At 40.2% G+C, this 13,538-nt stretch carries 9 protein-coding genes and 1 pseudogene; 1 reads left to right on the forward strand and 9 read right to left on the reverse strand.

Annotated features, from left to right (window positions below; genetic code table 11):
- Positions 1-48: 48 nt before the first annotated feature.
- From JWR87_RS11325 to JWR87_RS11350, 6 genes are all read right to left on the reverse strand, one after another.
- Positions 49-1,422, reverse strand: a complete 1,374-nt coding sequence (locus tag JWR87_RS11325) for a tetratricopeptide repeat protein (protein WP_297819871.1) — start codon at positions 1,420-1,422, stop codon at positions 49-51.
- A 196-nt stretch (positions 1,423-1,618) separates the two neighbouring features.
- Complete coding sequence (locus JWR87_RS11330; protein ID WP_297819874.1) at positions 1,619-2,374, reverse strand: C4-type zinc ribbon domain-containing protein; 756 nt, start codon at positions 2,372-2,374, stop codon at positions 1,619-1,621.
- 154 nt (positions 2,375-2,528) lie between these two features.
- A complete protein-coding gene (locus JWR87_RS11335; RefSeq protein WP_297819877.1) occupies positions 2,529-3,629 on the reverse strand; it encodes a Nif3-like dinuclear metal center hexameric protein in 1,101 nt (366 codons plus the stop codon).
- 170 nt (positions 3,630-3,799) lie between these two features.
- Positions 3,800-4,996 carry a pyridoxal phosphate-dependent aminotransferase gene (locus tag JWR87_RS11340; RefSeq protein ID WP_297819880.1) on the reverse strand — a complete coding sequence of 399 codons (1,197 nt, stop codon included), beginning with the start codon at positions 4,994-4,996 and terminating at the stop codon, positions 3,800-3,802.
- 91 nt (positions 4,997-5,087) lie between these two features.
- A complete protein-coding gene (locus JWR87_RS11345; protein WP_297819883.1) occupies positions 5,088-5,486 on the reverse strand; it encodes a DUF1573 domain-containing protein in 399 nt (132 codons plus the stop codon).
- 62 nt (positions 5,487-5,548) lie between these two features.
- On the reverse strand, positions 5,549-6,034 hold the full coding sequence (locus JWR87_RS11350) for a DUF1573 domain-containing protein (RefSeq protein WP_297819886.1): 486 nt from the start codon (positions 6,032-6,034) through the stop codon (positions 5,549-5,551).
- A gap of 210 nt (positions 6,035-6,244) precedes the next feature.
- Here JWR87_RS11350 and JWR87_RS11355 point away from each other — a divergent pair, with 210 nt between their 5' ends.
- A complete protein-coding gene (locus tag JWR87_RS11355; protein WP_297819889.1) occupies positions 6,245-8,629 on the forward strand; it encodes an alpha-ketoacid dehydrogenase subunit alpha/beta in 2,385 nt (794 codons plus the stop codon).
- A 202-nt stretch (positions 8,630-8,831) separates the two neighbouring features.
- Here the strand turns inward: JWR87_RS11355 and JWR87_RS11360 are convergent.
- The 3 genes and pseudogenes from JWR87_RS11360 to sucC form a co-directional block, all read right to left on the reverse strand.
- Positions 8,832-10,370, reverse strand: a pseudogene (locus JWR87_RS11360) (malate:quinone oxidoreductase); the annotation flags it as partial.
- A 456-nt stretch (positions 10,371-10,826) separates the two neighbouring features.
- The gene (locus JWR87_RS11365) at positions 10,827-11,567 is read right to left on the reverse strand and encodes a glucosamine-6-phosphate deaminase (RefSeq protein ID WP_297819892.1); all 741 of its coding nucleotides are present in this window, start codon (positions 11,565-11,567) and stop codon (positions 10,827-10,829) included.
- 304 nt (positions 11,568-11,871) lie between these two features.
- Positions 11,872-13,083 carry an ADP-forming succinate--CoA ligase subunit beta gene (sucC, locus tag JWR87_RS11370; protein WP_297819895.1) on the reverse strand — a complete coding sequence of 404 codons (1,212 nt, stop codon included), beginning with the start codon at positions 13,081-13,083 and terminating at the stop codon, positions 11,872-11,874.
- Positions 13,084-13,538 lie beyond the last annotated feature (455 nt).

Genomic DNA, 13,538 nt, shown 5'->3' on the forward strand with positions numbered 1-13,538 from the left:
AGACAAAACCGGCATTGCTATATATTTTCTTCCATCAGGAAAGGGCGCTTACTCCCCTTTGCACCGTGCAATTCCTGACTTGGCTCTCTGATCCAACGAGTCTTTATATTCATGGTCTCCCATTTCCAGACATTCTTTGTAAGCTGCAATGGCTAATGATTTTTGGTTTCGGTTTTCGTAGATATTTCCCATTTGTAATGCAGCCCGGGCAGCGTAATAATCTGTCCTCGTTTTGCCTAATTTTATTGCTGCCTGGTAATGTTTTATAGCTTCATCATCTCTTCCCATGTCGTCGTAAATCCGTGCAAGCCTATAGGTAAAGTCGAGCGCATCTTCGGGTTTTGGGAAATCGTTAATCGTCTTTCCTTGTAACAATCCCAGCGCTTCCTTTTGGTAACCGCCATCATTAAAGATCCTCGCTTTCAATAAAATTTCATTAGGCCATACTCCTTTTTTTGCATCACGATAAGCTTTTTTGTCTGCGTCACTTTCGGTATTGCCGTTTCTGATTGTAAGGATGCGGTACTTCTCCGCCTCCACTTTATCCCCTTTGAGATAGTAAGACCAGCTTATTTTTTGCAATACATCCTTTACATAAAACTTGCCTTTATAAGTATCTAAAAACTGTTTAAAGTACTTGATCGACTCATCTAATTCAAGTTTATGCAGTTTCACAAATCCCATCTCAAAGTCCCATGCAGCAGTTTGCATATAATCAGGAGAAGTATTACGGGCCTCAATAACCTTACGGGCATAATCGGTCTGCTTACTATTTAAAGCAAGGTTTGCACCCAGGTAAGTAAAAAGATGATTATTTACCAGGTCTAACTTTTTTGCCTCTATCAATTTAAAAACCTGCTCTGGTTTATTTTCTACATAAAACATAAGATAGCAGTAGTAAAAGATGGCCTCATTTGTAAAAAGTTTGGCGTAAGTGTCATTACTGCTAATAAAGGCGCGCATGGTTTGCATTCCATCGGTGATTGAGCCTCTCATTCCAAACAGGCTTGTAAGCCATTTATACCCTGACGGTACAGTTCCTATGACTACTTCAATAGATCCCGATAGCATTCTATTGGGCTGAAACGATGGATATTTTTCTTCGTTGTCTCTAATTAATGAGTTGGCTTTCTTAAAGTCCCACCCCGCGGCGTAGCGTTCTCCAAATTTTATTCTCACGGCTGCGCGCTGTAAAAAGGTTAAAGCTTTAGCATATCTATAAAACGGGCTATTGGAAGGGCCTGAGTCAAAGGCTACAATTCTTTTATCGAAGTTGTCTTTCCGGACAGCGTATTCAGTAGGATCTTCATTAAAAAATAAAGTAAAGAAGTCTATATAGCCTTCCAGTACATCAGGAATAAGGTTCCCTGGGTTTTGCAGTCTTTCCTTAGCAATTAACTCTTTTCCCTTGGCAAATTTCAATTTTATTACTTCTGTGTAAGCCGCCCGGCACGTAACGTTAAAATCGTATACTTTTTGGCTGAAAGAAGTTAAGGAAAGTAAACAAATTGCAATAGCAAAAAAGACATTTTTCATTGGCGGTAAAGATATGAGATAAACAATGCGCACTAAAAAAGGGCACCTTTTGGATGCCCTTTTCACAATATTATAATTGGTCTTATTTGGTTTCCACATTTTGGTGCAGATCCTCATCAACCAAAATCCGTCCACAGTTCTCACAAACAATAATCTTTTTGTGTTGTTTGATTTCGCTTTGCTTTTGTGGTGGAATGGCATTGAAACAACCGCCGCACGAATCTCTCATTACCGGAACAACAGCCAGCCCGTTACGATAATTGTTACGAATACGATCATAAGAAAACAACAGTCTTTCATCAAGTGCCGCACGTGCCTCAGTACTAAACTCTTTATGGTGGCTTTCTTCAATTTCAGTATCGCCGATTATCTTTTGAAGCTCACTTTTTTTGTTATTTAAAACAGTGTCTTTGCTTGCAATCTGCCTTTTAGCAATATCCAGTACTTTAATTTTATCAGCAATCTCTTCGTTTGCGTCTTTAATGTGTTTTTCAGCAAGCTTTACCTCAAGGTGTTGCATTTCCATTTCTTTATTAATGGCCTCAAACTCCCTGTTGTTTTTTACATTTTCGCTTTGCTTCTCGTATTTTTTTATAAGCGCTTCCGATTCTTTTATTACCTCTTTTTTCTTTTCAATGAAATCAGAAATACCGTTTATTTCTTCTTCAATACGCATTTGCCGTGCATGCAGCCCTTGTATTTCATCTTCAAGGTCACTCACTTCCATTGGTAATTCACCTTTCAAAATTCCAATCTCATCTAATTTAGAGTCAACTTTTTGCAACTTAACCAATGCGGTCAATTTTTCTTCTACAGAAAAGTCTTTAACAGTAGCCATATCTTGTTTTAAAAATTTTAATGTTTATAGGTATCACCACGATTTTTGCTTTTGGTACCAGCTTAACAACTCCGATTATTCATTGTTGCGTCGCAATCCGTTCATCATTTGTACCTTGATATTTCTTTAGATAAAGCGATCAAATCGAGCTGAATTAGTCTGTGAAATAATTAACCGGGTTGGTCTTTACCTCACTTTTTAAGACGGCGAAGGTAGTAAATTTTGAACGTAAAACATCATGCAGTAAGTCTACGGTAAATTGCTCACTTTCCCAATGTCCTATATCGGCAAGAACCATTCTACTTTCAGCATCAAAAAACTCGTGATACTTAATATCGCCGGTTATGTAAGCATCAGCCCCGGCCGATAAAGCATTTTTAATCAGGAAGCTTCCCGCACCTCCACAAAGAGCCACTTTTTTTACCACTTTTTTCACCAACGGGGTGTGGCGTATAACGTGTAAACCAAATTGTTGTTTGATAAGTTTTAGAAAATGGTTTATTTCCATTGGTTCTGTCAACTCACCAATCAGGCCGCTTCCCACCTCCTGGAAATAGTTATTTAAAGCAATAATGTCGTAGGCAACTTCCTCGTAGGGGTGGGCTTCCGACATTGCAGTAATTAACTTTTCTTTTAAGTGTGCAGGAAAGATGATTTCAATTTTTTCTTCGTCGTTTTCCTCTCTTTTGCCAACCTCGCCCGTATGAGGATTAGTGCCTTCACCTGGAGTAAAGGTGCTTTTTCCTCTGATATTAAAGCTACACTCACTATATTTCCCAATCATGCCGCCGCCTGCATTAAAAATGGCTTCCCGCACTTGTTCCGCTTCACTAACAGGCACAAACACCACCAGCTTCATCAGGTTATTTTGTTTGTGCAACAAAACCTTCCTGTTTTGAAGGTTTAATTTATCTGCCATTTTACCATTTACTCCTGTGAGCAAATTGTCGAGATTTGTATGGATGGCGTAAATAGCGATGTCATTTTTTATAGCAGTAATAACCGCCCTCTCTACATAATTTTTTCCCGTAATCTTTTTTAAACCCGAAAAGATAATGGGATGATGAGCTACCACAAGGTTACAACCCTTTTCCTTTGCTTCGAGTAACACTTCTTCGGTTGCATCTAATGTGCAAATAATGCCCCTGCACTCATGAGTTGAGTCGCCGGTAATCAACCCTGCATTGTCATAACTCTCCTGGTAAGAGGATGGGGCAAGTTCATCAAGAACCTGTAGAATATCTCTGATTTTCACTATTGATGATTTGAATGATGGTTTTACTGATTGTATTGAAGGCGATGCCTAAAGGTTTACTGCCAAAGTGATTGCGACGCAAGGATGATGCTAAAAAAACAAATGCCGGTATTGAAATTACGTACCAGCATTTATTCAATATATTTTACAACTACATTTTTAAATCGAAATCAATTTGTTTTACCCGGATACACTTTTAATGCCTGTTCAAGACAGTTCATTGCAGCATCGATAGCAGTAAGATTAAGTACATAAGCCAGTCTTACCTCTTGCATTCCCAATCCCGGTGTACCGTAAAAGCCAGTGGCTGGTGCCAGCATAAGTGTAGCCCCGTTATACTCGAAACTTTCTAACAACCATTGGCAAAATTTGTCGCTGTCATCTATAGGCAGTTTAGCCATTGCATAAAAAGCACCGCCAGGGTTTGGACAATAAACTCCCTGCATTGCGTTTAAGCGTTGTACGATTAAATCGCGCCGGCTTCTATATTCCTCTTTAGTTGTATTAAAGTAATCGGCAGGCAGGTCAACCGCAGCTTCAGCGGCAATTTGAGCAAAACTTGGAGGGCTTAAACGTGCCTGGGCAAATTTCATCGTCGCGTCCAAAACCGCTTTGTTTTTAGTTACAAAAGCACCTATACGCCCACCGCATGCACTATATCTTTTACTGATGGTGTCCATGATGATTACGTTTTCATCCACACCCTGCAAATGCATTGCGCTAACCTGCTTTTCGTCATAGGTAAACTCGCGATATGCCTCATCGGAAAACAGGTATAGGTTGTGTTTCTTTATAAGCTCTTTCAGTTGCTCCATCTCGCTTCTGGTATAAGAATAGCCAGTTGGATTGTTTGGGTTGCAAATAACAATTGCTTTTGTTCGCGGAGTAATGGCTTTTTCAAAATCTTCAATAGGAGGAAGGGCAAAACCGGTTTCTATTCGTGAGGTTATCGGCACCACATGTACACCTGCTTCTACAGCAAAACCATTATAGTTTGCATAAAACGGTTCGGGAATAATGACCTCGTCACCAACATCGAGGCATGTCATAAAGCCAAACAAAATAGCTTCACTTCCCCCTGTTGTGACAATAATCTGGTTGTAATCCACCTGTATGCCTACCGACTCGTAATACTGCACCAGTTTTTTGCGGTAGCTTTCGTTACCTGCACTATGACTATACTCTAATATTGAAAAATCACTATTTCTAACAGCATCTAAAACCATTTTTGGTGTTTCAATATCCGGTTGCCCGATATTGAGATGATACACTTTGATACCCTTTTTCTTTGCTGCCTCAGCAAAGGGAACCAGTTTTCTTATTGGGGAAGCAGGCATCAAATGACCTCGCTGACTAATAGTTAACATGGGGCAAAGATACTAGAGGGAATTAGGATAGAGAATTGGTAACAATAAAAAAGCCACCAAATTGGTGGCTTTTACAATAGTATTTGATTGATTATTTTCCAGCTTTAGCAGTGGCTTTTGCCTCAACTACTTCTCCGTCTATCGTCAAAATAATGGGATCGGCAACTTTTGCTACTTTAACCGTAACTTTTTTGGTGAAACTACCCATCGCAGCTGCATTATAAGTAACCTTTATTTTATTTGAAGCTCCTTTTGCAATCACCCCTTTAGGGTAGTCTGGAGACGTACATCCGCACTCGGCACTTGCATTTTCAATAACTACAGGAGTGTTAGATGTATTTGTAAAAGTAAAAGAGTAGGTAGCAGGCACGTTCTGCTTAATCTTACCGAAACTGTGTTTTACTTCTTTAAACTCGATGGGTGCCTTGCCTTGTGCAAAAACAGTTGTGATACCTAAAACTGCAATAATTAAAAAAACTATTTTTTTCATAATAAGAGGGTATTTAAAGAGGTTGCGATTTAGTGCTAACAACCTTTCTGTTTAAAATTATTTTATTTGCCTGAATTTTTTAGCTTCTGAACACCAGTATTTGCCGGAGCCGGAGTTTCAGCTGTTTTGTAAGTTGTACCATGAAATTTAATTTGTTTAGACATTCCGTTATTGAAGAAAATATCTACCGATTTTTCAAAAGCACCTTCTGCATAACCGCTGAAGCCCAAAGTAACTTTAAAAGTTTCTCCGGGAGCGTAGGTTTTTCCTTGCTCATACTTTGGCGTAGTGCATCCACAGCCAACTTTTACATTCTCAACTTTTATAGGTTCTGAACTAATGTTTTTAATGGCAACATCAAATTCAACAGGCTTTCCATGAGGGATCTTTCCAAAGTCGTGATTTTCTTCTTTAAATTCCAGAACTTTGGTTATATCAGCCTTAGGTGTAATTTGAGTGCTGGCCGCAGAAGTAGTTCCCGCAGGAGCCTGGGCATTTACAAGCGCAGCAACAAATAAGCTGGTAAGAACAAGTGTAATTTTCTTCATTTGGAAAATGATTTTTGTGATTGTAAAGTTATTGTTTCTGGTAAGAAATAATAGTGCCTATTTTCGTACCCCTTCTGTTTTTAAGATTTCATTAATCGATGTCAGTTAAAATTAGAAACGCAAATCGAGGCTGTAAATTATATAGAAGTTTCATAAGTTGTAATTTTTAACACTAATAAGTTTACACCGCCATTATTTATAAGTTTGCATATGGAGAATCAGCATTTACACACAGAGGTCAGCGAGGAGGTAATGTCGTATGATAGGTTTCGGCAGGAGGTTTTACAAGATTATAAGATTGCAATGGAAAGCCGTGAAACCAGTTTACTTGGCCGAAGAGAAGTGCTGACAGGTAAAGCAAAATTTGGAATATTTGGCGATGGAAAAGAGGTGGCACAGATTGCAATGGCGAAATTTTTTAAGAACGGCGATTTCAGGTCTGGCTATTATCGCGACCAAACCTTCATGTTTTCGACCGGACTTGCTACTATTCAACAATTTTTTGCTCAATTATATTCGGACCCCGATATTAATAACGATCCTTTTAGTGCAGGCCGGCAGATGAACGCTCACTTTGCTACAAAGTTTGTTAATGAGGACGGTAGTTGGCTCGACCTCGCTAATCTGAAAAATATTTCCGCTGATATAGCTCCTACAGCTGGCCAGATGCCGCGGGCACTAGGATTGGCGTTGGCTTCAAAAGCCTTTCGTAATCTCGGTGATACAAAAGAACTTATAAATCTTAGCAATAACGGCAACGAAATTTGCTTTTGTACTATCGGTGATGCAAGTACTTCTGAAGGTCATTTCTGGGAAACTGTAAATGCAGCTAGCGTTATGCAGGTACCGCTGGCTATTTTTGTTTGGGATGATGGATTTGGTATTTCTGTTCCTAAAAAACTACAAACTACAAAAGGTTCCATTTCAGATGCGTTGTCGGGGTTTCAGAAGGAAACTTTGACTAACGGCATAAATATCTACAAAGTAAAAGGGTGGGATTATGCCGGTATGTGCGAAGTATTTGAGGCTGCATTGGAAGAGATGCGTGAAACACATACCCCCGCACTTTTTCATGTTGAAGAAATCACCCAACCTCAGGGACATTCTACCAGCGGAAGCCATGAGCGCTATAAAACACATGAAAGGCTACAATGGGAAAAGGAGTGGGATTGCATTAAAAAATTTAGGGAATGGATTATTGCAAATGGATTGGCCGCAGAAGATGAATTGTTTGATATAGAATTTGCCGCTAAGGAACATGCAAGAACAAGCAAGGCAAAAGCGTGGGACGGTTATATTGCCCCAATTAAAAAGCAGGTAGCCAAGGTTGTTCAGATTATTGCTACAGTTGCTAAACAGCATCCTGCAAAATCAGAAGAGCTTAAAAAACTTATAACGGAACTTCAGACAAATCGTGAGCCGCTTCGCCGCGACGTAATGAAGACCTTAGCTACGACATTGCAGATAATTCCGTCAGCTAAAGAAATAAAGAGTCACTACAACGAATTGAAGAAAGAAAATAAGTCCATCTTCAATTCGCACCTGTATAACGAAGGTTCGAAATCGGCTTTAAAGATAACCGAGGTAAAGGCTACCTACGCCGAGGACTCGAAAATTGTAAACGGTTTCGAAATACTAAATAAATACTTCGATCTCTTATTTGCCTCTAATAAAAAAGTGCTTGCTTTTGGCGAGGATGTTGGTAAAATAGGAGACGTAAACCAGGGCTTTTCCGGTTTGCAGGAGAAGCACGGCCACCATCGCATTTTCGATACCGGAATACGCGAACTTTCTATTATTGGACAAGGGGTAGGTTTAGCCCTGCGGGGTCTTCGTCCAATAGCAGAAATACAGTATCTCGATTACCTGCTTTACGGATTACAACCGCTTGCCGATGACGTAGCTACTACCCATTACAGAACTAAAGGTCTGCAAAGTTGTCCCCTGATTGTTCGTACCCGTGGTCATCGCCTTGAGGGTATTTGGCACAGTGGCTCACCAATGGGTATGATCATTAATGCCCTTCGGGGAATATTTATATGCGTTCCGCGCAATATGGTGCAGGCGGCCGGAATGTATAATACCTTGTTGGATGGGAACGATCCGGGGTTGATGATAGAAAGTTTAAACGGCTATCGCTTGAAAGAGAAGTTGCCTTCCAATTTACTTCACCTTCGTGTACCTCTTGGTACTCCCGAAATTTTGCGCGAAGGAGAAGATATAACGATTGTTTCTTATGGTTCTACTTTACGTATAGTAAGCGAAGCAGCTAATACATTGCACAAGAGCGGTGTAAGCTGTGAAATTATAGATGTACAAACGATGGTGCCTTTTGATCGCCCCCTTACAATTCTCGCTTCTTTAAAAAAGACTAACCGAATTATCTTTATCGACGAAGATGTACCTGGAGGAGCAGCCGCGTACATGTATAATAAAGTGCTTGAAGAACAAAATGGTTATCGCTACCTCGATGTGGCGGCAAAAACACTTACCGCTCAAGCTCATCGTCCAGCTTATGGAAGTGACGGGGACTATTTCAGTAAGCCAAATGCAGAAGATATTGTTGAGACTATCCAGGAAATGATGGCGGAATAATTTTTCTGTAACCAGCTTTTAATCTTTTCTGTTTCAATTGTTGCGACGCTCCGTTTAGCCGCAAAACATCGTTCGGCTTTCCTCGTATTCCATATTAAAGTTGTTGTATAGCGTTTGTTTGTTAATCCTTGTAACCAGGCTGATTGCCTGGTTACAAGGATTTGTTTTTACGATATCAATACCAGACGGTTTCAAGTTATAATCATTCCTGCGGCTTAAGTACACCTTCTGCAAATTGCAGTTTAAGCACTTCACTAGTTTGCTTTCTCACTTCTGCGCAAAGTTTTCCGTTAGATGCCAGCGACTGACCATACGAAGGGATCATCTTTCTCAGCTTTGACTGCCATTCAGGTGTGCCAACCTTGTCTTTAAAACAACGTTTTAAAAGATCAAGCATAATAGAAACAGCAGTGGACGCACCTGGCGACGCTCCTAATAGTGCAGCAATAGTTCCATCCGCAGAACTTACTACCTCCGTTCCAAACTCAAGCACGCCGCCTTCTTTTTCATCTTTTTTAATCACTTGCACCCTTTGTCCGGCAATTTCTACTTCCCAGTCTTCTAATCTTGCCGCCGGCAAATATTCCCTAAGGGCATCTAAACGATCTTCAGGCGATTGTCTTACCTGGTCGATCAGGTACTTTGTAAGAGGAATGTTTTTAATACCGGCAGACAACATCGGACCAATGTTTCCCAGTTTGATAGATAGCGGCAAGTCCATATATGAGCCGTGCTTTAAAAACTTTGTTGAAAATCCCGCATAAGGTCCAAAAAGCAATTCACGTTTCCCTTCAATTATTCTTGTATCAAGATGGGGCACCGACATTGGTGGGGCGCCTACAGAAGCCTTTCCATAAACTTTTGCATTGTGTTTAGCTATCACTTCCGGATTGGTACACCGAAGCCATTGTCCACTAACCGGGAATCCACCAAAGCCTTTTCCTTCAGGAATTTCTGATTTTATCAGTAACGGCAGCGATCCTCCGCCTGCACCTATGAAGACGAACCTGGCTTGCAGCTTTCGCCTTTCACCTGTTATTGTATTTTTTACGTTCAGCCGCCACATCGTTTCACCCTCATTCTTTTCAAGGTCGCGAACCTGGTGGCTAAAATGAAGAGAAACGCCGGGCTGATGTTTCAGATGGTCAAACATACACCTGGTAAGTGAGCCAAAATTTACATCTGTTCCAATATCCATCCGTGTTGCTGCCACCTTCTCTTCGGGGTTGCGGCCTTCCATCACCAAAGGAATCCATTCTTCCAACACGCTTTTGTCTTCAGTATATATCATTCCTTTAAAAAGGTGGCACGACGTGAGCGCCTCATATCGCTTCCTGAGATAGTCGATGTTTTTCTGTCCCCAAACGAAGCTTATGTGAGGAATAGGCCTTATGAAAGACGGCGGTACAGTTATAAAATTTTGCTGAATAAGATAGCTCCAAAACTGTTTTGAAATCTCAAACGATTCAGCAATTTTCACTGCTTTTAACGTCTCGATAGATCCATCAGGTAGCTCCGGTGTATAATTAAGTTCACAAAATGCCGAGTGACCGGTTCCTGCATTGTTCCAGGCGTCGGAGCTTTCTGCTGCTGCAACATCAAGCGTTTCAAAAATTTCGATGGTTAAATCGGGTTGCAATTGTTTAAGCAATACACCCAGCGTTGCGCTCATTATACCAGCTCCAATTAAAACCACATCAGGATTGTTTGGATTTTCATTCATACTCATGCTACTTGTTCTAAATTGATAAAATGCTTTTTGAAATGCAAATGTACTTTCTACTTAAATTATGCCACTAAGCTTATTGTTGTAGTTGTGTTTTTTTATTGTTTTTGCAACCTCCTTCAAAAGTTGATTTTAACCAGGCATGTGAAAGTTCAATTCACCTTATTATTAGTTTTTATTCTTTCAATGCGGTTGTGCACCTGATAGCATTTCTATAAAATCTCCCGATAGCCGTATTATAGTTAAGCTAAAGTTGAAGAATAAGCCTAGTTATTGAATAGATGTTGCAAGTACGAATATCCGATTGTATAAATGCCAACACCTATGCGGCTATAGCATCACGAAATTTCTCTTGCAAAAAAGGGCAAACCTTCCATAATAAAAATGGCACAGGGAGGAGGATTTGTTTTAAAACTTACACAAATGAGGTGACCATCCAGATGCGTTTACAGAATTATAGGTGGCAAATCATTATTCAACATCCTGCTGCATTAACAACGAGCCAGCTTCTTTGTCTGCAAAAACAAAAAAAGACGGATGATTTCTTAAAAGGCTGGCAGGGGTTTGTTCAGAAATTTCTCCTTCAAGCACCTGCTTTAGGATTTCAGCCTTTTTACTTCCGCTTACCACCAGTACAACATTTCGTGCTTCCATTAGGGATGCGATACCAAGTGTTAACCCTTTCTCCAGGGGCGTGTTTTCTTTAAAATATTTTTGTCCTACCTGCTGGGTAAGTGGATCTATATCTGCGACATGAGATTTCAATAGTGCCGGGGTTCCCGGTTCATTCATCCCAACATGACCATTTATTCCAAGGCCAACAATTGCTACGTCTATGCCTCCATGTTGTTCTATATAATCTTCCACTTTATTGCATTCCGTTTCAAGATCTGCTGCTCTTCCATCAAAAAAGCAAATTTGCTCTTCGGGTATTTCTAAAGGCTCAAATAACTGTTGATTTAAATGATACCTGCAACTTCCGTTGTCGCTTCCATTCATACCTGCCCATTCATCAAGGCTAAGGAAATTCCAGGTGGAAACCTTTACCTGATTTTTCGCGGCGCCGGCTACCAATTCTTTATACAACCCGGCGGGACTATCTCCGGAAGCAGTACATATAACAGGACTGCGGCGATCTTTTATTATTTCAACAACGGTGCTAAGGGCCTTCTTTGACATTGCTTCATAAGTACCAGATACAAAGATTTTCATGCAAGAAATTGAATGGATGTTATTGAATGATGGTGTGGCGTTTGGTTTATTTCTATTGGGTGGCAATTTTCCGGATTTATAAAAATGCCGACAAATGATTCTTTCTGTATAAAGCCAAATGCAGAATATATGTGGCTTTAAAAAGATGAATTACAATCTATCGTTGCAGTGTGCGACGCAACAAAAGCTACATGCCTGCAACCAGCTAAGTCCATAAAAAAAGTCCCACCTTAAAAGATGGGACTTTACAACTTATTACTTACAACTTAAAACTTATTACTTACAACTTAAAACTTACAACTTCCTAAGCCACCGCTTTCCTCACCAACTCTGCAGCCTCGCTTAACAAAATTGCGCTTTGCACTTTTAGTCCGCTTTCGTCTATCAGCTTTTTAGCTTCCTCAGCGTTTGTTCCTTGTAGGCGAACAATGATAGGAATATTAATATTTCCCATTTTATTGTACGCTTCAATAACGCCGGATGCAACACGATCGCAACGAACGATACCGCCAAAAATGTTAATTAGAATTGCTTTTACATTGGGATCCTTCATGATGATCTTAAATCCGGCTTCCACAGTTTGAGCATTTGCAGTACCACCTACATCAAGAAAGTTTGCAGGTTCGCCACCGGCAAGTTTAATCATGTCCATGGTAGCCATAGCAAGGCCGGCGCCATTCACCATACAACCTACGTTACCGTCTAACTTTACAAAATTCAGGTTGTATTGACCAGCTTCGACTTCAGTAGGATCTTCCTCGTTTACATCCCGCAGGTTTGCAAGATCAGCGTGACGCATTAAAGCGTTCTCATCTAAATTCATTTTGCAGTCAACCGCTATGATTTTTTCATCGGCTGTTTTAAACAGGGGATTTATTTCCAACATGCTGCAATCGAGTCCGCAATATGCACTGTAAAGATTGGTAACGAACTTAACGCAATTCTTAAATGCTTCACCGCTTAGTCCAAAGTTGAAAGCAATTTTTCTTGCCTGGAAACCTTGAAGACCACCGCCGGGATGAACCCACTCTTTAAAAATTTTGTCAGGAGTATTGTGTGCAACTTCTTCAATATCCATTCCTCCTTCAGTGCTGTACATAATTACATTCTGACCTTTTGCACGATCAAGCAATATGCTCAGGTAAAATTCTTTAACAGGGTTTGGACCAGGATAATATACATCCTGGGCGATAAGTACCTTGCTTACTTTTTTACCCTGAGGGCCTGTCTGAATGGTCACTAATGTACCGCCCAACAAATTTTTAGTAATATTCGAAATGTCTTCAAGACTCTTGCCTACAGCTACACCGCGTTGTTCTTTCCCTTCAATTTTCCCTTTTCCACGTCCGCCCGCATGTATCTGTGCTTTTACTACCGCAAAGTGGTTGCCAGTATCATTTTTAATTTGCCTGTATGCTTCCTCAGCAGCCATTACGGTATCTACTGCAATACCTTCCTGTACAGGAACTTTGTATTTCTTTAGTAACTCCTTAGCCTGGTACTCATGCAAATTCATATAGCTAATTTATTTTTGGCGAATATAGTTCAATTAGAAATCGGGATTTAAAAATCGAAGATTTTTTGTTTGCTAACGTTGGTATGCTAATCAACTTCGTTGTGTCACTCACTTTTACAAATTGTTCTTTATTCAGCAAATTTCACCTGTTCTTTTTTCTCTTTTCGGGAGATTTATAAAACCGGTATTATTTCATGCAAACCTCAAAATCTGGTAGATTTCTTCAAGACAATTCCACTCCTCATTACGCTTGTTTGCATCTATACATGTATGTAAGGCTTTCATCTTACATACATACGTGATTGCCCCGCGCTGTTTCAACAACTTTTTTTGCATTCAAACACCGAACTTCCTTTTGCCAGGAATGTAAGAATGCGCTGGTATTTAAACTACGGCAGAAAAAAGAGGTAATGCCGGGTTTTCAACCATCCCCGTATATTACTTCCTGCCATCCA

Source organism: Segetibacter sp. (genome assembly GCF_025963695.1).
Lineage (GTDB): Bacteria > Bacteroidota > Bacteroidia > Chitinophagales > Chitinophagaceae > Segetibacter.